Origin of the sequence: Acetobacter senegalensis (assembly GCF_001580995.1) — a bacterium.
GTDB lineage: Bacteria > Pseudomonadota > Alphaproteobacteria > Acetobacterales > Acetobacteraceae > Acetobacter > Acetobacter senegalensis.
Window position 1 is genome coordinate 110,981 of record NZ_LHZU01000146.1, and the last position, 20,929, is coordinate 131,909.

Annotated in this window: 19 protein-coding genes; 13 read left to right on the forward strand and 6 right to left on the reverse strand. The window is 60.5% G+C overall.

Features of this window, described 5'->3' with window-relative positions; all coding sequences use genetic code 11:
- The first annotated feature begins 33 nt into the window (after positions 1–33).
- From AD948_RS15710 to AD948_RS15730, 5 genes are all read left to right on the forward strand, one after another.
- A complete protein-coding gene (locus AD948_RS15710; protein WP_061472618.1) occupies positions 34–1,365 on the forward strand; it encodes an RsmB/NOP family class I SAM-dependent RNA methyltransferase in 1,332 nt (443 codons plus the stop codon).
- Between the two features lie 81 nt (positions 1,366–1,446).
- The gene (rpe, locus tag AD948_RS15715) at positions 1,447–2,121 is read left to right on the forward strand and encodes a ribulose-phosphate 3-epimerase (RefSeq protein ID WP_061472619.1); all 675 of its coding nucleotides are present in this window, start codon (positions 1,447–1,449) and stop codon (positions 2,119–2,121) included.
- 81 nt (positions 2,122–2,202) lie between these two features.
- Complete coding sequence (locus AD948_RS15720; RefSeq protein ID WP_061472620.1) at positions 2,203–4,332, forward strand: heparinase II/III family protein; 2,130 nt, start codon at positions 2,203–2,205, stop codon at positions 4,330–4,332.
- A gap of 11 nt (positions 4,333–4,343) precedes the next feature.
- On the forward strand, positions 4,344–5,459 hold the full coding sequence (locus AD948_RS15725) for a glycosyltransferase family 4 protein (RefSeq protein ID WP_061472621.1): 1,116 nt from the start codon (positions 4,344–4,346) through the stop codon (positions 5,457–5,459).
- Between the two features lie 287 nt (positions 5,460–5,746).
- Positions 5,747–7,051, forward strand: a complete 1,305-nt coding sequence (locus tag AD948_RS15730; protein ID WP_248846067.1) for an alkaline phosphatase family protein — start codon at positions 5,747–5,749, stop codon at positions 7,049–7,051.
- A 112-nt stretch (positions 7,052–7,163) separates the two neighbouring features.
- Here AD948_RS15730 and AD948_RS15735 read toward each other — a convergent pair whose 3' ends face one another.
- From AD948_RS15735 to AD948_RS15755, 5 genes are all read right to left on the reverse strand, one after another.
- Entirely contained in the window at positions 7,164–7,661 is a 498-nt protein-coding gene (locus tag AD948_RS15735) for a hypothetical protein (protein WP_061472637.1), read from the reverse strand.
- Positions 7,662–7,811: 150 nt separating this feature from the next.
- Complete coding sequence (dnaQ, locus tag AD948_RS15740) at positions 7,812–8,486, reverse strand: DNA polymerase III subunit epsilon (RefSeq protein ID WP_006557236.1); 675 nt, start codon at positions 8,484–8,486, stop codon at positions 7,812–7,814.
- Positions 8,483–9,070, reverse strand: a complete 588-nt coding sequence (coaE, locus tag AD948_RS15745; RefSeq protein WP_061472623.1) for a dephospho-CoA kinase — start codon at positions 9,068–9,070, stop codon at positions 8,483–8,485. Before coaE ends, dnaQ begins: the two co-directional genes overlap by 4 nt.
- Positions 9,071–9,111: 41 nt before the next feature.
- Positions 9,112–9,981 carry a shikimate dehydrogenase gene (locus tag AD948_RS15750; protein ID WP_061472624.1) on the reverse strand — a complete coding sequence of 290 codons (870 nt, stop codon included), beginning with the start codon at positions 9,979–9,981 and terminating at the stop codon, positions 9,112–9,114.
- Complete coding sequence (locus AD948_RS15755; protein ID WP_156479066.1) at positions 9,978–10,784, reverse strand: N-formylglutamate amidohydrolase; 807 nt, start codon at positions 10,782–10,784, stop codon at positions 9,978–9,980. The genes AD948_RS15750 and AD948_RS15755 overlap by 4 nt, the downstream gene beginning before the upstream one ends.
- Before the next feature lie 68 nt (positions 10,785–10,852).
- Between AD948_RS15755 and AD948_RS15760 the strand changes: the two genes are divergently transcribed.
- The gene (locus AD948_RS15760) at positions 10,853–11,176 is read left to right on the forward strand and encodes a hypothetical protein (RefSeq protein WP_061472626.1); all 324 of its coding nucleotides are present in this window, start codon (positions 10,853–10,855) and stop codon (positions 11,174–11,176) included.
- 159 nt (positions 11,177–11,335) lie between these two features.
- Here AD948_RS15760 and AD948_RS15765 read toward each other — a convergent pair whose 3' ends face one another.
- Positions 11,336–11,659 carry a hypothetical protein gene (locus AD948_RS15765; RefSeq protein ID WP_039903225.1) on the reverse strand — a complete coding sequence of 108 codons (324 nt, stop codon included), beginning with the start codon at positions 11,657–11,659 and terminating at the stop codon, positions 11,336–11,338.
- A gap of 211 nt (positions 11,660–11,870) precedes the next feature.
- Between AD948_RS15765 and argH the strand changes: the two genes are divergently transcribed.
- The 7 genes from argH (at position 11,871) to AD948_RS15795 (ending at position 20,888) form a co-directional block, all read left to right on the forward strand.
- Complete coding sequence (gene argH / locus AD948_RS15770) at positions 11,871–13,334, forward strand: argininosuccinate lyase (protein ID WP_061472627.1); 1,464 nt, start codon at positions 11,871–11,873, stop codon at positions 13,332–13,334.
- Positions 13,335–13,355: 21 nt separating this feature from the next.
- Positions 13,356–13,496 (forward strand): hypothetical protein, encoded by a 141-nt coding sequence (locus AD948_RS18430; RefSeq protein ID WP_166443778.1) that lies wholly within the window; start codon positions 13,356–13,358, stop codon positions 13,494–13,496.
- 212 nt (positions 13,497–13,708) lie between these two features.
- A complete protein-coding gene (lysA, locus tag AD948_RS15775) occupies positions 13,709–15,052 on the forward strand; it encodes a diaminopimelate decarboxylase (protein WP_061472628.1) in 1,344 nt (447 codons plus the stop codon).
- Complete coding sequence (locus AD948_RS15780) at positions 15,049–17,880, forward strand: DUF4175 domain-containing protein (RefSeq protein WP_061472629.1); 2,832 nt, start codon at positions 15,049–15,051, stop codon at positions 17,878–17,880. Before lysA ends, AD948_RS15780 begins: the two co-directional genes overlap by 4 nt.
- 79 nt (positions 17,881–17,959) lie before the next feature.
- Complete coding sequence (gene galE / locus AD948_RS15785) at positions 17,960–18,946, forward strand: UDP-glucose 4-epimerase GalE (protein ID WP_061472630.1); 987 nt, start codon at positions 17,960–17,962, stop codon at positions 18,944–18,946.
- A gap of 154 nt (positions 18,947–19,100) precedes the next feature.
- Positions 19,101–19,829 carry a trypsin-like serine peptidase gene (locus tag AD948_RS15790; RefSeq protein ID WP_061472638.1) on the forward strand — a complete coding sequence of 243 codons (729 nt, stop codon included), beginning with the start codon at positions 19,101–19,103 and terminating at the stop codon, positions 19,827–19,829.
- Between the two features lie 75 nt (positions 19,830–19,904).
- Positions 19,905–20,888 carry a zinc-dependent alcohol dehydrogenase family protein gene (locus tag AD948_RS15795; protein WP_061472631.1) on the forward strand — a complete coding sequence of 328 codons (984 nt, stop codon included), beginning with the start codon at positions 19,905–19,907 and terminating at the stop codon, positions 20,886–20,888.
- Positions 20,889–20,929 lie beyond the last annotated feature (41 nt).

The window sequence follows — 20,929 nt, forward strand, 5'->3', positions numbered from 1 at the left end:
CCAGACCCGATAGCCAGACCTGATAGTGAGTTGATGACAGCAGAATCCCGCCCCCGCAAACCCAGACAGCGCGGCGCTTCCCGCCCGGGAAACGCCCCTCAGCCTGCTGATCCGACGCGGGATGTGGCCTTTGATATCCTGTGCGGCGTGGTGGAACACCGCCGCATGCTGGAAAACAGCCTCTCACGCTCGGCTTCGGAGCATGACGCCCCACCACGTGACCGGGCCGCGGCACATCGTCTGGCTGCCGCCACGCTGCGCCATATGGGCACATTGCGTATGGTGCTGGAGCCATTTCTGCGTAAGGAACCGCCGGAACCTGTACGCGTGGCGCTGATGATGGGCTGCGCCCAACTGCTGTTTCTTGAAACACCACCCCATGCCGCAGTAGGCACCACCGTCTCTCTGTTGCGCCGCCGCAAGCTGGCTCCCTTTGCAGGCTTGGCTAACGCCGTATTGCGTAAGGTGGCTGATCAGGGGCCGGCCCTGCTTGAAGGGCTTGATCAGGCACGGCTGGATATTCCCGCATGGCTGTGGAGTTCATGGAGCACCCTCGGCAAAGGTGTGCCGCGCGCCATTGCCCGTGGCATCAGTCAGGAAGCGCCGCTGGATATCACGCTACGCCCCGGCGCGCCTGTGCCTGAAGGCGGAGAAGTTCTGCCCAACGGATCTGTGCGGTTCCCCGCCGGGACGCGCGTGACGGAACTGCCGGGGTATGAGGAAGGGGCATTCTGGGTGCAGGATGCCGCTGCAACGCTCCCTGCCCGCCTACTGAACGCCCAGCCGGGTGAAAGCGTGGCCGATCTATGCGCCGCACCGGGCGGCAAAACCGCCCAGCTTGCTGCAACAGGCGCCAGCGTGACTGCGGTTGAACAGAACGCCAACCGCATGACCCGCCTGCGTGAAAATCTGACGCGCCTGTCCTACCCCGTAGAGATTGTGCAGGCCGATGCCGCCACATGGAAACCGGACGCCCTGTTTGACGCCATTCTGCTGGATGCCCCCTGCTCCGCCACAGGCACGGCGCGCCGCCACCCGGATGTGCTGTGGGTCAAACGCCCGCGCGACCTTACAGCCCTGACCGCCGGGCAGGACCGTCTTCTGGCAGCAGCAAAAGCCATGCTCAAACCGGGTGGGCGGCTGATCTACGCCGTATGCTCGCTGCAAGAGGAAGAAGGGCCCGCCCGCGCCCGTACGGCAGCGGCCATGGGGCTGGAACCTTCACCCTTCACGCCAGAAGAACTGCCTTTTCTGACCGAAGCGCTGACACCGGAAGGCTGGCTGCGCACGCATCCCGGCCTGTGGGCTGACAAAGGCGGAATGGACGGCTTTTTTGCGGCCCGGTTTACGTTGCCCAAAGCGTGATACCATCACAACGCAGAAAAGACGTTAAAACCCCACTCAACGGAGTTGCGCGGCACGGCGGGATTGCGGATAACCAGTCTTATGACTTCCTTAACGCGCCCGCTCATTGCCCCCAGTATCCTTGCCGCTGACTTCGCCCGTCTGGGTGAAGAAGTTGACGCCGTTATCAAAGCCGGAGCGGACTGGATCCATCTGGATGTGATGGACGGGCATTTTGTGCCCAACATTTCCTTCGGCCCGCAAATTGTCAAAGCGCTGCGCCCCCGCACCACTTTGCCCTTTGACGTGCACCTGATGATTGAACCGGCAGACCCGTATCTGGAAGCCTTTGCCAAGGCCGGGGCCGATCATATTCTCATCCATATTGAAGCCGGGCCGCACGCACACCGCTCCCTCCAGCAGATCCGTGCGTTGGGTGCCAAGCCGGGCATTGTGCTCTGCCCTGCCACGCCGCCGGAAGCGATAAGCGAAATTCTGGATATGGTGGACGTTATTCTGGTCATGACCGTGAACCCCGGCTTTGGCGGCCAGAAATTCCTGTCCAGCCAGTTGCCCAAAATCCGCCGCCTCCGCCAGATGATTGCGGAAAGTGGACGGGATATCCGGCTGGCAGTGGATGGCGGGATCGATTCTCACACAGCGCCTCAGGCCATTGCGGCAGGGGCAGACGTGCTGATTGCAGGCAGCGCCATTTACGCCCAACCGGATTACAGCGCCGCTATTGCCGCATTACGGCAAGAAATTACCGTATCCTGAACCTTCTTTTTCGTCTTGTGGGGCGTTTATTCTGAACCCCCGCAGTCAGATCACCTCTAGCCCCGGAGCACCCACCATCTGATGCCCCTGCGCCGCTGGACCCGAACCGCCCGCCTTGCCTACGCCATGCGTAATCCCTTGGGCGGCTTTGGCCGTGTGCCGGAAGGCCCGGCCCAGACCTTGCGGGACCCATGGCCCGGTGATGCAATTGTGGGCGAAAAACTGGTGCGCAACCAGACGCTTTTTCAAGGCGAGCTCCGCAACCTGCAACATCGGCAGTGGGATAATCCTGCATGGCCGGATGCCTACCGCAGATGGCTGCAAAGCTTTGTCTGGCTGCGGGATCTGCGGGAACTGGGGGCAGAATCCGCCCGCATCAAAGCACGCAGTCTGGTGGCAACATGGATTGCCATGCCTGCGGCCGACCGCCCCATTTCCGACCCGTCCATCACCGGCGCACGTCTGGCCGCATGGCTGTCCTATTACGAATTTTTTGCCGCCGCCGCTGATGACGGATTTCGGAAATCCCTGATGGCAGCTCTCATGATGGAAGCCCGCTCCATCATGGCTCTCATGCCCGAAGAGGTACAAGGCTGGCATGCTCTGACCGCCCTGAAAGGCCTGCTTGCGGTTGCTGTCGCCATTCCAGATCAGCCGGAATTTCTCTCCCGCTATCTCCGGTTGATTGATAACGCTATCAGCGAGCAGTTTCTGCCGGATGGTGGCCCTGTAACCCGCTGCCCGGAAGACCAGTTTCAGGCTGTGCGTGAACTGGCTGAAATGCTCAGCATCCTTCAACTGGCGCGCCTGCCGCTCCCCACCACTCTAATGGAAGCGGCAAACCGCGCTGCTCCCGCCCTGCGCGCCATGCGCCATGGAGACGGCGGGCTGATGCTGTTTAACGGCAGTGCGGAACAAAACCCCCTGCTGGTAGAACATGTGCTCAACCGGGCCTCTCGCAGCCGCGTTCTGGCCGCAAGCCTGCCGGAGACTGGCTTCCTGCGGTTGGCCAGTGGGCGTGCTCTGCTGCTTGTGGATGCAGGTGCCCCTGCCGCGCCGGGGCATGACAAAACCGCCCACGCGGGCATGTTATCCTTTGAATTCTCGTCTGGCAGGCAACGCCTGATTGTTAATTGTGGTGCCAGCACCCAACGCGGATGGGCTCAGGCGTTGCGGCAGGCGGCAGCGCATTCCGTGCTGGAATTTGCAGATATCTCCCCCATGGTGGTTGACGCCACGGGGGCCGTTATCAAACGGCCAAAAATCACCCGCACCCATGTTACGCAGGATGGCGCACACTGGCTGCAAATGACGCATGATGGCTATCAGCCACAAGGCGGTGGCCTCTATTCCCGCCAGCTTTATCTGGGCAAGGATGGCCAGACCCTCCGGGGTGAGGAAACACTGCATGGCGGCACGCGGGCGGATTTCTGTGTCAGGTTCCATCTGCACCCCGAAGTTATGGTTGAGCAGGTAGAAAATGGTTTTCTGCTTTATACGCAGGAAGAAAGCTGGCTCTTCCAGTCAGATGCTCACGCAAGCGTAGAAGAGAGCGTGTATCTGGGTGGCCCGGAACGGGTGGCAACGCTCCAGATTGTTCTGTTCCCCACGCTGCCCCCTGAGCCGGAACCGCCGCCCGTGGAAGAAGAAAGCGCCGCTTCCGTGGAAAATGGTGAGGGAGCGCCAGCAGAACACGCGGTTGACTCCTTGCCAGTGGCCGAAGACACGGGCGTTCTGGAGCCACAGGACACGGCCAACGACGCTCCCCCTTTCATACCAGAAGAGCCGAGCGCCCCCCCACAGGATGACGCCTCTCTCTCCCCTTTGCCGGAAGAAGAAGAACCCCTTCCGCCCTTGCAGGAAGAGCCTGCGGCCGAGCAGTCTCCCCTGCAGGAAGAAGAGGATGAATACGCACCGATCATGCGCGATCCTCCTCCAGCCGATAGCGTGCCCTCTCTGCTCGCCGGGGTTGCGCATCTGCATTACACACCACGGCAGAACACCGCGAGCATGGCGGAATCCCTGTTTGCCGAACAGAACCGCACCCCGGCGGCAGAAGCCGCTGCGGCACGGCAGGCCAGAAAGGCAGAAGCCGCTCGCGCCTCTAGTGCGGAGCCGGTTTCTGCTCCTTCCAGCTTGACGCCGCAGGCCGCGTTGCAACCACCGCTCTGCCCGCCTATCCGCTGGGCATTGTCTCTGGTGAGTGAATAAGTCGCGGTGTCGTGAAAATTCTGGAAATCACGAACGTCGATTTTTCACTCACCCATTTCCTGCTGCCGCTGATGCGCGCCTTGCGGGAAGACGGCCATGATGTGGTGGGGGTCTGCGCGGAAGGCCCTCTTCTTGCCCAGCCGCGCGCGGAAGGTTTCCGGGTGGAGGCCCAGCCATTTGCGCGGTCCTTTTCCCCGTTGGCGCAGGCCCGCGCCTTTCTGGCGCTTGTCCGCCTCATACGGCGCGAAAAGCCTGATCTGGTCCACGCACACATGCCCATAAGCGGCGTGCTGGCGCGGCTGGCAGCAAAGCTGTGCGGCGTGCCGCGTATTGCCTACACATGCCATGGGTTTCTGTTCAATCAACCCGGCTCGCACACACGCCGTATTCTGGCATTGGTGCTGGAAAAACTCTGCGGGCATGTCACGGATATTTTCCTGACGGTGTCACAGGAAGAAGCTGAGGACGCACGCCGTCTCCACATTCATCCGCACCCCATCGCCATTGGTAACGGGCGGGACAGTACACGCTTCCGCCCTGATGATGCCGCGCGCGCGCGTATCCGGCGGGAAGTGGGCACATCAGAGCATACACCCGTTATCATTGTTGTCTCCCGCCTGGTGCGCCACAAAGGCTATCCGGAATTGCTGGAAGCCATGCGCGCCGTGCCGCAGGCAGAACTCTGGGTGGTAGGGGAACGCCTGCCGTCCGACCATGGCAGCATGCTGGATACCTGTTTTGAACAGGCCCGCATTGCCCTCGGCCCGCGCTTGAAATGCCTTGGCTACCGCACGGATATTCCCGCCCTTCTGGCGGCGGCTGATATCTTTACGCTGCCCAGCCACTTTGAGGGACTGCCCATGTCCATCATTGAGGCCATGCTGACAGAACTGCCCGTGGTCAGCACCGATATCCGCGGCCCGCGCGAACAGGTGGTGCAGAACGTAACGGGCCTGCTGGTTCCTCCCGCCAACGCGCCCCGACTAGCTGAGGCTTTGCGTATCCTCACACAGAACGCCGCGCTTCGGGCTCAGATGGGCACCGCCGCCCGCGCGCGTGCCCTCGCCCTGTTTGACGAACGCGTCGTGCTGACCAGAACGGTGCGCCTTCTGACAGAAACGGCCTGACAAGAGACCGTTTAAAAAGCACGCCAGAATGGTCTGGCGCATCTTTTGCAGCGAAATACACTGTGTTTTGCCAGAGAACACGCGACTACGCTTTTAGAGCCGCGTTCTCTCCCTCACCTATTTCAGAAGAAAGACCCGGCGCTCTCAACGGTCAGCGGCTCAATCAGCCTCTTACTGACCAGCCACAATAGTCCTTGCCCCCATAGCAACGATACAGCGAAGTGAGCCCGCCATCGCCGCTTGTGCGACCATTTTCATCTGGCCATTTCGTCAAACATGTCATGAAAATGTCGTACCCATCGCGCAATAATATCTGTAGCGCCACGGGTGGCACTGTTACACTTGGCTCCATGAAAAAATTCCTTCCAAGCCTGTTAGGCGCGGCTCTTCTGGCGCTCACCAGTGGCTGCGCTTCCTCCCCCACATCCACCACTGCCTGGCAGGGACCACCTGCCGTTATTCTGGTGTCTCTGGATGGGTTCCGTGCGGACTATTTATCCCGCGGGCTGACACCCCATATTCAGGCTCTGGCGCAGGATGGCGTAACCACGGAGGGCATGCACCCGTCTTTTCCCTCCATCACATTCCCCAATCATTATACGCTGGTCACGGGCCTGCGGCCCGATCACCACGGGATTGTTGGCAACACCTTTTATGATCCGGACCATCCCGGCCAGAAATTCACCATGCGGAGCACGGATTCCTTCTGGTGGAGTGAAGCCGACCCGATCTGGGTCACAGCCAAGCAGCATGGCCTGAATGTGGGAACATTGTTCTGGCCCGGCTCTGAAAGTGCCGTGCATGATACACGGCCCGATGAATGGTTGCCCTTTGACTACAAGATGTCTGACACGGACCGCGTGGACAAACTGCTCTCCTGGTATGATGCCCCGGCAGAAAAGCGTCCGCATTTTTCAACCCTGTATTTTAACGTGGTTGATACGGCGGGCCATCATTTCGGGCCGGAGTCTCCTGAGGTCAACGCAGCGCTTCAGGATGTGGATGCGGGAATTGGCCGTCTGGTGGACGGTCTGAAGAAGCGTCACATTCCAGCCGATATCATTGTTGTGGCTGACCACGGCATGGCCAGTGTGGGCAACGGCCAAATTATTGAAATGGACAAGGTTGCGCCCTCTTCCAGCTACAGGTGGGTGACTGGCGGGGCCTATGCCGGGGTTGATCCCCTTCCCGGTAAGCAGGCAAAGCTGGAAAAAGCATTGCTGCGCCCGCATGACCATATGGAATGCTGGAAAAAGGAGGCTCTCCCCGCCCGCTTCCACTACGGTACAAACCCGCGTGTTCCCGCCTATATCTGCCTTGCCCAGCAAGGGTGGGTTATTCTGGAAACCACGCCCGATGCGTCAAAAGCCCCCATTCGTGGCGAACATGGGTATGATCCTGCCCTGCCGGATATGAGCGCTCTTTTTGTTGCGCACGGCCCTGACTTCAAGCAGCATCAGGTTCTGCCTCCGTTTGACAACGTGGATGTCTATTCCCTTGTCATGGCGCTTCTGCATATTCCCGCCAACCCGAGTGACGGCAACCTGAAGCCCTTTGAATCTGTGCTCACCTCCTCAACGCAAGCGCAGTGAACCAGTCCAGACAACGCTCCGGCTCCTGAAACAGAAAAAGCCCGACCACCATCCGATGTTCGGGCTTTTTTATTGGGCTGCCTGAAATATCAGCCGAAAACTGTAAAACCGATCAGGAATGCGCAGCCGGTGCCGGGTGTGCGCTGTCCGTAGCGGGTTTGGACGGCTTGAGCAGACGGACGGTCAAACGGGAAGGAGACGCAGCAAAGCGGGCTCCGCTGCGGGTATAATCCAGCCGGATGCGCACGCCGTTATCATTTTCCATCAGCACACCGCTTACACCGCGACCCACCGTGGCCTCTCCTGAAAGCGCCCAGAAGGTGCCCTGAAAATCTTCAATCCGCTGAAGGTTGTACACCTTGCCGACACTATCACCCGAGGAATAGCCAACCGCTGCGGCAGAAGCACCCTTGACGGAAAAAGGATATGTGCGGCCACCGTAGGTCAGCACCCCGGTTCCCCATGTGTAGCCCAGACCCAGATCAGCAGAACGTGTGTGGAAAGAAACCTCGCCGGTTACAGGTCCCAGCGGAGACTGGGCACACGCGGTAAGGGACCACGAGCCGCACAGGGCCAAGGCAGCAACAACGCGAACAGATGCAGAGCGCATCAAGAGGCTCCTTACTTCAAACAGACGGGCCGCAAAATTTCCGGGGGTCCAGAGGCAGCGTCTGTTTGTTGTGCCATGTTTTCCAGAAAGAAGAAACATGGCAGACTCAACAAATGACCACAGTTTTTTAAAAACTGAAGCAGGAAACCGTTACGCGTTCCACACGGGTTCTTTGATCTTGGCAACAAACGCGGCGTGTGCCGCCAGTTCCTCCGCCGTGGGCACAACGCGCACCACGCGGCGCTGAGCCGGGCCTTCATATGTGACGGAGGGGGCCTGCTCACCATCCGCCACCAGCCCCAACCCGTGCTGACGGCCGCCCATCAGCTCCAGATACACATCGGCCAGCAGCTTGCAGTCCAGCAGCGCATTATGTGTGGTTCGGGCAGACAGATCCACGCCAAAGCGGCGGCAGAGCGCATCCAGGCTGTTGGGCATGCCGGGAAAACGTTCCCGCGCCATGTCCAGCGTATCCACCATCCGCGCCATATCCAGCGGCTTGTAGCCCGCGCGCTTCAGTTCCGCATTCAGAAAGCCAAAGTCAAAACGTGCGTTGTGGGCAATCAGCGGGTCATCGCCAATAAAGGCCAGAAACTCATCTGCAATTTCGGCAAATTTGGGCTGCCCTTCCAGATCCGCCGCCGTGAACCCATGCACGCGGGAGGCTTCTTCCGGCACGTCACGCTCAGGGTCTATCAGGACACGAAAATTTTTGCCGGTGGGCAGGTCCCCCACCAGTTCCACCGCTGCAATTTCAATCACCCTGTCCCCGGTGGCCGGATCAAGGCCGGTGGTTTCCGTATCAAACAGGATGGAACGTTTCATTGCTTCAATGCCTTGAGTAAGCAGCGCACCTGCCGTCTGGTTTCGGGCAGCGCCACGCCTGTTTCTATCACTGTGTCAGCCAGCCGCCGTTTTCTGGCGTCCGGCATCTGGCGTGCAATCAGCTTTCGGGCTTCGGCCATAGGCACCCCGCGCCGCCGCGCCACGCGCGCCGCCTGTACCCGGGCAGGAGCGGAGACCACCAGAACATGATCACACATTTTCTGGCCCCCGGTCTCAAACAGCAGGGGCACATCCAGCACCACCCACGGCGTGCCGACACGCCGATAGTGGGCCAGAAAACGGTTACGGGCTGCCCATACCATGGGGTGAATCACCCGTTCAAGCTGCTTCAACAAGCCCGGATTGCCTGTAACAGCGCGCCGCAACACGGCACGATCCAACCGCCCATTCTGCACGGCATCCGGCACCAGTCTGGCTATGGCAGGCAATGCAGGACCATGATCGGCCTGCAGGCGGCGCACGGTCTCATCCGAATCAAAAACAGGCATCCCCGCTTTTTTCAACATGGTGGCCACGGTGCTTTTGCCCATGCCCATGCCGCCTGTAAGCCCCAGAATATGCATGCCCCGATGCGTACGCACGTCTTGCCCTGCCTTTGTTCCGCTCAGACGCTGGCGCGCACGTAGGCTTCCAGATCAGCATCCACTTCCGGGTCGTGCCCGAACCATTCCCGAAAGCCCAGACGCGCCTGATGCAACAGCATTCCCAGCCCACCCAGCGTTTTGAGGCGGTGCTGTTCTGCCTCGGCCAGCAAAGGTGTCAGGCGCGGTACATAAACAATATCCGCCACCACCAGATGGCGGGCGGCATGGCGCAGGCTGGGCCGGAACATCGGGTCCGGTCCGCCTTCCATACCAAGGGATGTGGTGTTGACGAGCAGGGTATACGCGCCAAGCTGCTCCTCCCACACGGACCACGGCACCACGCCCAGTCCGGGCAGAGCCTCGGCCAGTTGTTCCGCGCGCTCCGCCGTGCGGTTGGTCACAGCCACCTCCATGCCATGATCCTGCAACGCTGCGGCGACCGAGCGGGCCGCGCCCCCCGCCCCGAGCAGAAGGGCACGCCCTTTGGGGGCCAGTCCTTCCGCTTCCATGCTGGCTACAAAACCATCCCCATCCGTGGAGACCCCGCGAATACGCCCATCCGGCTGAAACACCAGCGTATTCACAGCCCCGGCACGCAGCGCGGAATGATCCAGATCATCCGCTATGGCATATGCTGCTTCCTTGTGAGGAAGGGTCACGTTAGCCCCTCTAAACCCCACGGCCTGCAACCCCCGCACCGCCTGCACAAAATGGGCGGGCTCCACAGGCAAGGGCACATACGCGCCATCAATCTGATAACGGGAAAGCCAGTAATTATGCAGCGCGGGTGAGCGTGAGTGCGAAACGGGCCAGCCCAGCACGCCAGCCAGCCGGGCTTTGCCTGTCAGAATTTGGCGAGGCAAAGGAGGCATTTTCGGGTGTGCGGTCATGCCATAGCCCCTTCCGCATCAGCTTGCGCACCAGGTGTTACCCCATAGGTCTGGCAGAAGAGCGCCCATGCCTGCGGCAGCAACCGCGCCAGCCGTGCAGCCCACTCCTCCTGCCCGGCGGGGTGATCAATCAGATCCTGTCGGATTTCAATTTCCACATGTGGTAACTGCCGTTTTTCTCCATGTGTGGGAACCGTGTAATCAGAGGTATCTGTCAGGGCGTAAGGCTCATTATCGCCTACGGTCAGCCCTTCCTTGCGCAGCAGTTCCATCAGAAGAACGGCCAGCCGTTTATCATGATTATGGAGCAACCCTACTTGCCACGGGCGCTTCAGGCCGCCCATTTCCGGTGTAAAACTATGCAGCGCCACCACCACGGTCGGTCGCCCTGCCTTTAGCCGCGCATCCAGCTCCTGCGTAATGCGCGCATGGTAAGGATGGAGAATGGTATCTTCCCGATACGCAATCTGCTCCGCCGTAAGCGCATGGTTGGCTGGAACTGGTGTGCCATCACTGATTTTGACAATGGAGGTGGGGTGGCCGGGCGCGCGGTTACAATCAATCACCAACCGCGAATAAACCTGTTCTATCAGCACGGCCTGAAGCTTCTGCGCCAGAGCACGCCCCACACCGTCTATGCCAATATCCCAGCCAATATGGCGGGCACGGTCTTCGGCGCTCACGCCCAGATCAGCCAGATAAGAAGGCACAGCCCGCCCAGCGTGATCGCTGACCAACACAAACGGGCCGCCGCCATCCGTTCCGTAAACTGCCACGCAGGGCGCTTCCTTCTCGTCCGTCATTGCCTCGCCCGTCATGCCCTCTCTCAATCCTGCTCTTTCACTATCATTCTGCCGCAACCCGCATACTGATGGCGGCGTTAGCAGACACCACCAGCAAGGAAAATCCATTCTTCTTGAAAGGGGCAGCCCGGAACAAACCAGCTCTGAACAGCCAACCCTTTCAGAATGATCGTCCCGAAAGGTCTTCCTTGCCGGTGTTCTCCTCGCGGGTGCCGATCACAAAGCGCCTTTCGAACGTGGCCCTACTCAACCTTGCTCCTAAAGTTGGATCAAAACTCGCCCCTATTGAACGAGTGATCGCCTCACCTGAGAAGGCCATCCACCCCGCCGCCGTACGCGAGAGCAGGACAACCATAGCTGAGCAGCCGCTTTCCGCTACGCTCTTGCGGTGAAAGGCGTAAAGCCACGCCCTCCGTCATTCTCATTCTGAACCGGACGCCTCACAAGATTCGTCCGAAAAATGCTCCTTATTGTGCGCCTGCCGTCCGATTGAGGAGGCAGACGCAAAATCCCCATCCGCCCGATAGGGCAGACGCGCTACGCGCAGCCTCTTAGCTGGTAGCTTTGGGGGAAGAGACAAATACGCCGACTTCATCGGCGCTTTCACGCACCAGACCGGCATCATCACGGGTCAGGCCTTCGGCGTCCAAGCCGGAGTCGTCAAGCGTATAGACCCAATAAACGGGGTCCGTGCCGTTGAGCGATTCTTCCCCGCCCTGCGCATAGGTGCGAGATGCCACATACTCCGCGCCCCGCATTTTTTCTTCCAGCCGTTTTACGGCTTCAATAGCGCTGGGGGAGCGAATCACTTCAAGCAGGATGTTGGTGCCTGGATCAATCACACCAAAGGTTTCAAGGTTTTTTGTGGCAGTCATTATAAGAAGCTCCTGAAATTCAAGTCCTTGTTCCTGCGGAGGATACGGCCACTCCTGTCGGGCAGAAACCATTCCGCGCAACAGGGCAGCCCCGCCCCCACAACAGGCTTGGAATGCATCATGCCCTGCGTCTAGCGTTTGCGCCACAGGGCACGCATCAGTAGGGTGCGTGCTTTCGTATCAGGTTTAAGGACACGGGTTGGGGCATGACATGTCTCTGAGCAGCGCAAGCAAGACAGAAACCGCATCACAGAAAGATGCCAACATGCAATGGGGCGGCCGCTTTGCCGGTGGCCCTTCAGAGATCATGCAGGCCATCAACGCCTCCATCAGCTTTGATAAAGCCCTGTGGAAACAGGATATTGCGGGATCACTCGCCCATGCGGCCATGCTGGCGCATGTGGGCATCATCTCCAAGGATGATGAAACTGCCATCCGCAATGGTCTGACCGCCATCGGGCAGGATATTGAAGCGGGCCGGTTTGAATTTTCAGAAGCGCTGGAAGATATTCACATGAATATCGAAGCGCGCCTGTCCGATCGGATTGGCGAGGCGGGCAAACGCCTGCATACCGCCCGCTCCCGTAACGATCAGGTAGCGACAGATTTCCGCCTGTGGGTGCGTGACGCCATTGACGGGGTGGACCAGCAGGTGGCCTCCCTGATGCGGGCCCTTGCCCGCCGTGCAGAAGAACACGCCGCAGACCCCATGCCCGGCTTCACGCATCTGCAAACCGCGCAGCCTGTCACGTTTGGCCATCACCTTATGGCGTATGTGGAAATGCTGGCGCGTGACCGGGGCCGTCTGGCTGACACCCGCAAACGCCTGAACGAATGCCCACTGGGGTCCGCCGCGCTGGCGGGAACGTCCTTCCCCATTGACCGCAGCATGACCGCTGGCCTGCTGGGCTTTGACCGCCCGACCGCCAATTCGCTCGATTCTGTGTCTGATCGAGATTTTGCGCTGGAATATCTGTCCGCGCTGTCCATCATGGCCATGCATCTCTCCCGGCTGGCGGAAGAGATTGTTATCTGGTGTTCTTCCCCCTTCTCCTTCATCCGTCTGTCTGATGCGTTCACCACCGGCTCTTCCATCATGCCGCAGAAGCGCAACCCGGATGCTGCCGAACTGGTACGCGCCAAAACGGGCCGCATTACCGGCAGCCTTGTCAGCCTGCTGACGGTAATGAAAGGCCTGCCGCTGGCCTACGCGAAGGACATGCAGGAAGACAAAGAACCCGTTTTTGCTGCGACCGATGCCGCCACCCTGTCCCTTGCCGCCTGTGACGGCATGATCAGGGACATGACGGCCAACACAAAGCAGATGCGGGCTCTGGCAGGCTCGGGTTACTCCACGGCCACAGACATTGCGGACTGGCTGGTACGAGTGCTCAAGGTGCCCTTCCGCACTGCACACCATGTAACAGGTCGTCTGGTTGCCAAGGCTGAAGAAAAGGGCGTTGATCTGGCGGATCTTTCTCTGGCTGAAATGCAGGCGGAAGAACCGGGCATTACGGATGACATCTATTCCGTTCTGACTGTTGAAGCCTCCATTGCCTCCCGCACCAGCGAGGGCGGCACCGCCTCCACCAATGTTCTGCGGGAAGCCCGGAAATGGCAGAAAGCCCTTGCGGCGGATGCACCTTCCACCTCAGCAAATAGCGCAGCCAAATAGCCCCGAAAGGACGCCACAGGCATGACACGCTTCACCTTGGGCTTTCTGGCGCTTGTTCTTCTTGCCCTGCCTTTGAGCGGATGCGGCAAGAAGGGCTCGCCCCATGCGCCCGGCCCATCGGACAGGATTACCTACCCACGGACTTATCCGCCGAACGATTAAGCCTGAAAAAACACTGCCTGCCATTGCCTTCCACCCACTGCACCATGGGCAAAGGCAGGTGAGTCTGGCATGATCCGGGGTGATACTTCCGGCATACATATCAAAAACGGTATGTGTGGCGGGAATATCGCTGTGCTGTTCCGTTCTCCCACGCTGCGGCATTCTGACAGAAGCCGCAGTTTCTTATTCGACTTCAAGGCTTCCCTCATCCAATGGCCGACGTTCTTCCCTATACTGATGCAGACCCTTCCGTTGCAGAGCTTCTGGCCACGCATCCGCACCTGAAAATGGATGTTCATAGCGGCCTGATGCTGGAAGGCGTGCCCCTGAACGCCATAGCCGATGCCGTGGGCACGCCCTGTTGGGTAATTGGCGGGAACACGCTCCGCAGCCGTATGCACCGTATGCAGTCTGCCATGCAGCAGGCCGGGCTGGATGTCGCCATCCATTACGCCGTGAAGGCCAATGATCATCTGGCCATTCTGTCCCTTCTCCGCGCCGAGAGGTTTGGTGCGGATATTGTCAGCGGCGGAGAGCTGGCCCGCGCCATAAAGGCCGGCATGCCAGCCGAGCGGATTGTGTTCTCCGGCGTGGGAAAAACAGACGCGGAACTGGAACAAGCCATTGGGCTGGGCGTGGGCCAGATCAATGTGGAAAGCGCGGAAGAACTGGATGTTATTTCCGCCATTGCCCAAAAGCTGGGCCGCACCGCCACCATAACCCTGCGCGTCAACCCGGACGTGGATGCCAAAACCCATGCCAAGATCACCACGGGGCTGGCGGCGAACAAATTTGGCATTCCGTTTCATGATGCGGCCTCTCTCTACGCGCACGCAGCCAGCCTGCCCGGCATCCGGGCCGTGGGATTTTCCACCCATATTGGCAGTCAGATTCTCTCCACCGCCCCTTATCGCGCCGCCTATGCACGCATAGCGGAGTTGGTGCAGACCGTCCGCGCTGCGGGCCAGACGGTGGAAGTCATTGATTGCGGCGGCGGCCTTGGCATTTCCTACCGCAATGAGCCTGAGGGCCAGCCGGAAGCATTGGCCGGAGCCATAAAGGCGGAGCTTGGGCATCTGAACGTGCGTCTGGCCATTGAGCCGGGCCGCTGGCCCATCGGCCCGGCGGGTGTGCTGTTGGGAAGCGTCATCCTGCACAAGGCACGCGGAAACGAAGCGCCATTTCTGGTGTTGGATACCGCCATGAATGATCTGTTGCGCCCCAGCATGTATGATGCATGGCATGGCATCGTGCCGCTCAGCGCGCATGAGGCCGCTTTGCCAGCGGCCCACGCGCATGTTGTTGGCCCGGTGTGTGAAAGTGGTGATACCTTTGCACGGGACCGTCTATTGCCCCCCATGCAGCGCGGTTCCCGCATAGCTATTCTGGACACGGGCGCTTATGGTGCGGTTATGAGCTCCACCTACAACAGCCGCCCACTGGCGGCGGAAGTGCTGGTGGACAATGGAACATGGCAGGTTATCCGCAGCAGGCAGACCGTTGAAGAACTATGGCAGGATGAAATTGTGCCCTCCCATCTCGCCGGGACCGTATGAAGACAGGTGATCTGAAACACGATCTGGCCTCCACCACGGCGCAGGACGGCGCGCTGGCCGCGCGGCTTGCCTCTGCCCGCAAACACGCGGCCCTTGTGCTGCGGGTGGAACGTCTATGGCCTGCTCTTCAGCCCACAGCCGGGCTTTTGGGCCTTTATTGTCTGGCTGGCCTGCTTCGGTTGCCCCAACACCTGCCCGATGGCCTGCGGCTTGTGGTGGTTGCGGGCTGGCTCAGCCTGTGCGGCTGGCGGTTGCAGCGTGACCTTTCTGCTCTCCGCCCCCCTTCCCGCTACGCGGTGGACCGGCGCATTGAACGTGCCTCCGGCCTGCACAACCAGCCCCTTGCCACCCTGACAGACAAACCCGCCGGGGCTGTGGATGATGGCACGCTGTCACTGTGGCAGGCGCATCAGCAGCGCATTCTGGCCTCTCTTGGCACCCTGCGGGCAGGCTGGCCCAATCTGCTTCCCGCAACAGCTTACCGCCGCGCTGCCACTGGTGCCCTCCTTCTGGCACTGGTTTCTGCGGGCATTGCCGCTGGCCCTACCGCACCGGGCCGTATTCTGGCCGCCTTCATTCCCGGTCGGGATGACCCGAACGTTCCCATGCCACACGTGGAAGCGTGGATTACCCCTCCCGCCTATGCACCAGATGCCCCTGTCTTTCTGGGCAACGGGCGCACGGCACCCAACGTGCCGGAAGGAGCTCGGCTGACAGCCATTGTCACCGGGCTTTCCACCCATCCGGTTGTGCATGGCGCAAATGGCATGGTGCTCACGGATGAAGCCCGCCAAAGGCTTGATGCCGGAAACTGGAAACTGGAAGTTACCCTTGACCACACCGGCGTCATCCGGCTCGCGGGTCGGGGTCGCACTCTGGCCCAGTGGCCAGTAACCGTATTGCCTGATGCCGCGCCCACGGCCAAATGGGGACCCAACCCCGGCGCAGGCAAAGGAGACTGGCGCACCCGCCTGCCCTATGAGGCCGCACATGCCTATGGGCTGGCTTCTCTCTCCGTACAGTTGCATCTGGTTCATCCGGGGCGCGGCCCTGCGCGTACCCTCACCGTTCCGCTTCCGCTTTCCGGTCATCCCAAATCCGTAAAAGGCGTTGTCTCACCTGATCTGTCAGAAGATCCCTGGGCGGGAGAGGACGTCACGGGCCGGGTGGTTGCCCAGTCCATCAGCGGACATGAAGGGAAAAGCCAGAGCGTCACATTCCGGCTTGGGGCGCGCGTCTTCCATTCGCCGGTGGCGCGCGCGGTGCTGGATCTGCGCAAACGCTATGCGCTGGAGCGTGAAAGCCGCAGCGGCACGGCAACGGATCTCGCCGCCCTAGGTGAAACACCCGGCCCGATCAATGATCATACGGGCATGTTCCTGAACCTCACCAGCATTGTCGCCATGCTGGACAATGCTGATATCAGCGATGAAACCGCCCGGACCGGTGCCGTTGGCCTGATGTGGGATCTGGCGCTGGATATTGAGGATCGGCGCAACGGGGATGATGCGTCCGCACAGGCCTCGATTGATGCCCGAGCCGCTCAAGCTGCTGTCGCACAGCAGCTCCGCCACATGCGTGAGGACGGAAAACAGGATCAACAGGCGCGTGAGGAACTGGAAGAGCGGCTGAAAGCCCTGAAAAACGCTATTGCCCGCAAGATGCAGGCGCTTGCCACCCAAGCCTTACGGGACCACACCGCCATTCCTGATCTGCCCGGCCTCTACCGCGCGGGGGACAAGGCGTTTTCCAAGCTGATGAAGCAGTTGCAGAATGATGCCGCCAATGGCCGTTCGGGCGATGCGCTGGAGCGCCTGCAACAGATGGAAGACGCCACGGAGCGGATGCGCAACGCCACCCCGCAGGACATGGCCGCCCTTGCCCGCCAGATGGTGGCGCAGCAGAAGGCGCGTGAACAGGCCGCCGCGCTCAGAGACCTGACCAGCAAGCAAACCTCCCTGCTGGACCACGCGCAATCCCGACTGGATGAGGTACTGCGCGCGCAGGCCCGGCAGCAGAACGCGCTGGAAGATGATGGCGGTGATGGAGATCAGGATTACGGCAGCATGTCTACCTCCGAGCTTCTCCGGAAGCTCGGCCTGCCTGTCCCTCCCGGCACGGACCAGCAGGAAGGGCCTCCGGGTGGCGCCCCCCCTCACCCCGGCCAGCCTTCGCCGACACAACAGGAACCTTCCGCGCAGACGATGATCGACCCGGCAAAAGCGGAAGAGCAGGCTGCCGCCCGCCGGACGGACCGCGCCACCCAGCACGCGCTGGAACGGGCACTGGACGAACTGAAAGATGAATTCAAGGAACTGACAGGCAAAACGCCACCCGCCTTTGATGATGCCCGAAAGAGCATGAAGGACGCCCGCACGGCATTGAGCGATGGAGAAGATTCAGCAGCCGCCACGGCGCAGGAAAAAGCGCTGGAGGCCCTGCGCAAAGGCCGCCAGCAGATGCAGGACGCCATGAAAGGCGATGGCAAAAGCAGCGCCCCGAGCTTTATTCCCGGCTTTGGCAGTAGCGGCGACGGTGATGGCCAGCAGGGGCAGGGCAGCGCCAGCAGCGGTGATGATGGCTCTACTCCTTCAGACGATACGGACGAGAGTGACGAGCAGGACCAGCAGAAAGGCAAGCGTGACCCGCTAGGCCGTCGTCTGGGTGAAGGCGGAGATCAGACCCCGGATGATGGTACGCACGTGCCCGACAACGTCGCCCGCCAGCGCGCGCGCGAAATTGAGCAGGAACTGCGCCGCCGCGATTCAGACCGCACCCGCCCCCAGCAGGAACTGGACTATCTGGACAGACTTCTAAAACCATTCTGACGGATGAAGGCTGCTTGCGCCCTGGCTGTGAAATACCTTAAGGTTCCGTCATCTTTTTTAGATGTGAGTATCGTCTTTCATGGCCCGTTTTCTTGTGACCGGTGGCGCCGGATATGTTGGCAGCCACGTTGTTCTCGCCTTGCTGGATGACGGGCATGACGTTGTGGTGTTTGACAGCCTGCGCACCGGCCACCGGGCGGCTGTGCCAGAACAGGCCAGCTTTGTTCACGGAGATCTGGCTGATCTGGACTGCCTGAACAAGGTTCTGGCGGAAGGCCCGTGGGACGGCGTGCTCCATTTTGCCGCCCTCTCTCTGGTTGGCGAAAGCATGCAGGACCCCATGCTGTATATGTCCGCCAATGCGGGCATCGGGTTCGGCCTGATTGATGCCTGCGTGCGTCACGGTATCAAACGGTTTGTGTTTTCCTCCACTGCCGCCCTGTTCGGTTCTGCGGGGGATGCCCCCATCAGTGAAGACACCCCCGTAGACCCCGGCTCGCCTTATGGTGAGAGCAAATACATGGTGGAACGCGCTCTTTACTGGGCAGACCGCATCCATGGGCTGAAAAGTGCATGCCTGCGTTACTTCAACGCGGCAGGGGCAGACCCGGCTGGCCGCGCTGGGGAAGATCACCGGCCGGAAACGCACCTGATCCCGCTGGTGATTGACGCTGCCCTGCAACGCCGCCCTGCCCTTACGTTGTTCGGACAGGACTACCCTACCCCGGATGGTACCTGCATTCGGGATTATGTGCATGTCACCGACCTTGCCCGCGCTCATCTGGCGGTTCTGCCACTCCTGAACGGAAAAAGCGTGACCTTCAACGTGGGAACAGGGCGCGGCAACTCCAACCGTGAGATCATTGAAAGTGTGGCACGCGTCACCGGGTTGGACGTGCCATGGAAGGCGGGCGATCGCCGCCCGGGTGACCCTCCATGCCTGGTGGCCAGCCCCGCGCGCCTGATGGAAGCCACGGGCTGGGCTCCTGAATTCACCGATATCGACCGGATTGTGGAAACCGCCTACGCTTGGCGCAAGGTCCACCCGCAGGGCTATGGCGCGTAAAACCCGCCTTTTCCTCTCAGCTTTTTTTACTGGCAGGCCGAATTTATCTGCTGCCTGCCAACCAGCTGAAAACCGGCCCCTCCGGTTTTCAGCGTCTTCCGGCGCCTCCCTCCTCCGGCTTACCTTCTCTGCTGCGCGGGCCGCCGTTGCCGGAATGATACTGCTAGGACCCTTACTTTCTGCGGCCCATGCTGAAGGGCCTGCCTATCGCACCCATCTGGCCGGTGTCGGGCCGGAAGACCCTCGCCAACGAGTAGATACAACCCAGATGCCATGGTCCGCCATCGGCCGGGTGCAAACCGAACTGGGAAGCCGATGCACAGGTTTTCTGATCAGCCCTGTGCTGGTGGAAACCGCTGCCCATTGCCTGTGGCTTTCTCCCACTGCACGATTTATCCGCCCGACCAGCGTGCACTTCCTGCGCGCTTATAGTGGAGATCATTACATTGCCCATGCCCGCGTGGTGCGGGTTATGATCCCACCCGGTTACACCACAGCCGAGGAGGCCCGCACCGCCGGATTGGATCACGCCACACTGGTGCTCGATCATCCCGTCGCCAAACCGGATGACGTGTTTCACGTCACCGCCGAACCGGTCGATATCGCGCCCGGCACGCCGATCATGCTGGGCGGCTACGAGCAGAATCAGCCCGACATCATCACCGCTGATCTGGCCTGCCATATCACTGGTCTTTCACAGGATCTGGGCGGGCATACATTGTTTACACATGATTGCGCAGGCACCCACGGCAGCAGTGGCGCACCCGTGCTGACACAAACGCAGGGTGGCTGGCAGGTTCTTGGCGTTCAGGTGCAGGCCAGTACCCAACAGGCCGGGGGCCGCGCCGTCCCGCTGCTAAACAGCCCATCAGCACAGCAATGAGCAGGATCAAGGACACAACTTGCTTTTCATGAGACGAATTAGACCATTATTCGCGTAAGGGAGGTTCTCTGTCCCATGTTTGCCATGCGCCTGCACAAACCCGGCACCCCTTTGCAATGGGAGAAATTGCCGGATCTTACGCCTGGACCAGGCGAAATCAGGGTCAAGGTTCTGGCCTGTGGTGTCTGCCGCACAGACCTGCATGTGGTGGATGGAGACCTCACACACCCCAAACTGCCCGTAACACCGGGGCACGAAATTGTCGGGCGCGTTGATGCACTTGGCATCGGCGTATCCTCTCTGGCCATTGGCCAGCGTGTGGGCATTCCGTGGCTGGGCCATACGTGCGGGCATTGCCCGTATTGTGACAGCCACCATGAAAACCTGTGTGACCATCCCGTTTTTACCGGTTACACGCGTGATGGCGGTTACGCTACGCAAGCCGTAGCAGATGCCCGCTTCGCCTTTCCGTTAGGGGAAGAGGGATCAGACGTGGAAGTAGCCCCGCTATTGTGCGCTGGGCTGATCGGGTGGCGGTCTCTGATCAAAACCGGTGATGCGCAGAAGGTCGGGCTATACGGTTTTGGTGCGGCGGCTCACATTATTGCGCAGGTTCTGGTGTGGCAGAAAAAGAAGGTTTTCGCCTTCACACGCCCCGGCGATACCAAAACGCAGGATTTTGCCCGCGAGCTTGGCGCAAGCTGGGCCGGAGGCTCGGATGAACTCCCCCCGGAACAGTTGGATGCCACCATTATTTTCGCACCCGTTGGCAGTCGGGTGCCCGCCGCACTGAAAACCCTGCGCAAAGGCGGCAAGGTGGTGTGCGCAAGTATTCATATGAGCGAAATTCCTGCGTTCTCCTATGATAGTTTGTGGGAGGAACGGGAGATTGTGTCCGTGGCCAACCTCACGCGTCAGGACGGGCTGGATTTTCTCTCGCTTGCACCCAAAATCGGGATTCACACAACCACCACGCCCTATGCCCTGAAAGACGCCAACAAAGCACTGGATGATCTGCGACATGGTCGGTTTGATGGTGCTGCCGTTCTGGTGCCCTAACACGGCTCACGGCTCACGGCTCACGGCTCACGGCTCACGGC

Coding starts and splice junctions, on each gene's coding strand:
- AD948_RS18430 (WP_166443778.1), top strand. CDS start 13,356: ATGACACGCTTCACCTTGGGCTTTCTGGCGCTTGTTCTTCTTGCCCTG.
- AD948_RS15710 (WP_061472618.1), top strand. CDS start 34: ATGACAGCAGAATCCCGCCCCCGCAAACCCAGACAGCGCGGCGCTTCC.
- AD948_RS15790 (WP_061472638.1), top strand. CDS start 19,101: ATGATACTGCTAGGACCCTTACTTTCTGCGGCCCATGCTGAAGGGCCT.
- AD948_RS15720 (WP_061472620.1), top strand. CDS start 2,203: ATGCCCCTGCGCCGCTGGACCCGAACCGCCCGCCTTGCCTACGCCATG.
- AD948_RS15760 (WP_061472626.1), top strand. CDS start 10,853: ATGGCGGCGTTAGCAGACACCACCAGCAAGGAAAATCCATTCTTCTTG.
- AD948_RS15765 (WP_039903225.1), bottom strand. CDS start 11,659: ATGACTGCCACAAAAAACCTTGAAACCTTTGGTGTGATTGATCCAGGC.
- AD948_RS15755 (WP_156479066.1), bottom strand. CDS start 10,784: ATGACGGACGAGAAGGAAGCGCCCTGCGTGGCAGTTTACGGAACGGAT.
- lysA (WP_061472628.1), top strand. CDS start 13,709: ATGGCCGACGTTCTTCCCTATACTGATGCAGACCCTTCCGTTGCAGAG.
- argH (WP_061472627.1), top strand. CDS start 11,871: ATGTCTCTGAGCAGCGCAAGCAAGACAGAAACCGCATCACAGAAAGAT.
- AD948_RS15795 (WP_061472631.1), top strand. CDS start 19,905: ATGTTTGCCATGCGCCTGCACAAACCCGGCACCCCTTTGCAATGGGAG.
- AD948_RS15730 (WP_248846067.1), top strand. CDS start 5,747: ATGTCGTACCCATCGCGCAATAATATCTGTAGCGCCACGGGTGGCACT.
- dnaQ (WP_006557236.1), bottom strand. CDS start 8,486: ATGAAACGTTCCATCCTGTTTGATACGGAAACCACCGGCCTTGATCCG.
- rpe (WP_061472619.1), top strand. CDS start 1,447: ATGACTTCCTTAACGCGCCCGCTCATTGCCCCCAGTATCCTTGCCGCT.
- AD948_RS15780 (WP_061472629.1), top strand. CDS start 15,049: ATGAAGACAGGTGATCTGAAACACGATCTGGCCTCCACCACGGCGCAG.
- coaE (WP_061472623.1), bottom strand. CDS start 9,070: ATGCATATTCTGGGGCTTACAGGCGGCATGGGCATGGGCAAAAGCACC.
- galE (WP_061472630.1), top strand. CDS start 17,960: ATGGCCCGTTTTCTTGTGACCGGTGGCGCCGGATATGTTGGCAGCCAC.
- AD948_RS15750 (WP_061472624.1), bottom strand. CDS start 9,981: ATGACCGCACACCCGAAAATGCCTCCTTTGCCTCGCCAAATTCTGACA.
- AD948_RS15735 (WP_061472637.1), bottom strand. CDS start 7,661: ATGCGCTCTGCATCTGTTCGCGTTGTTGCTGCCTTGGCCCTGTGCGGC.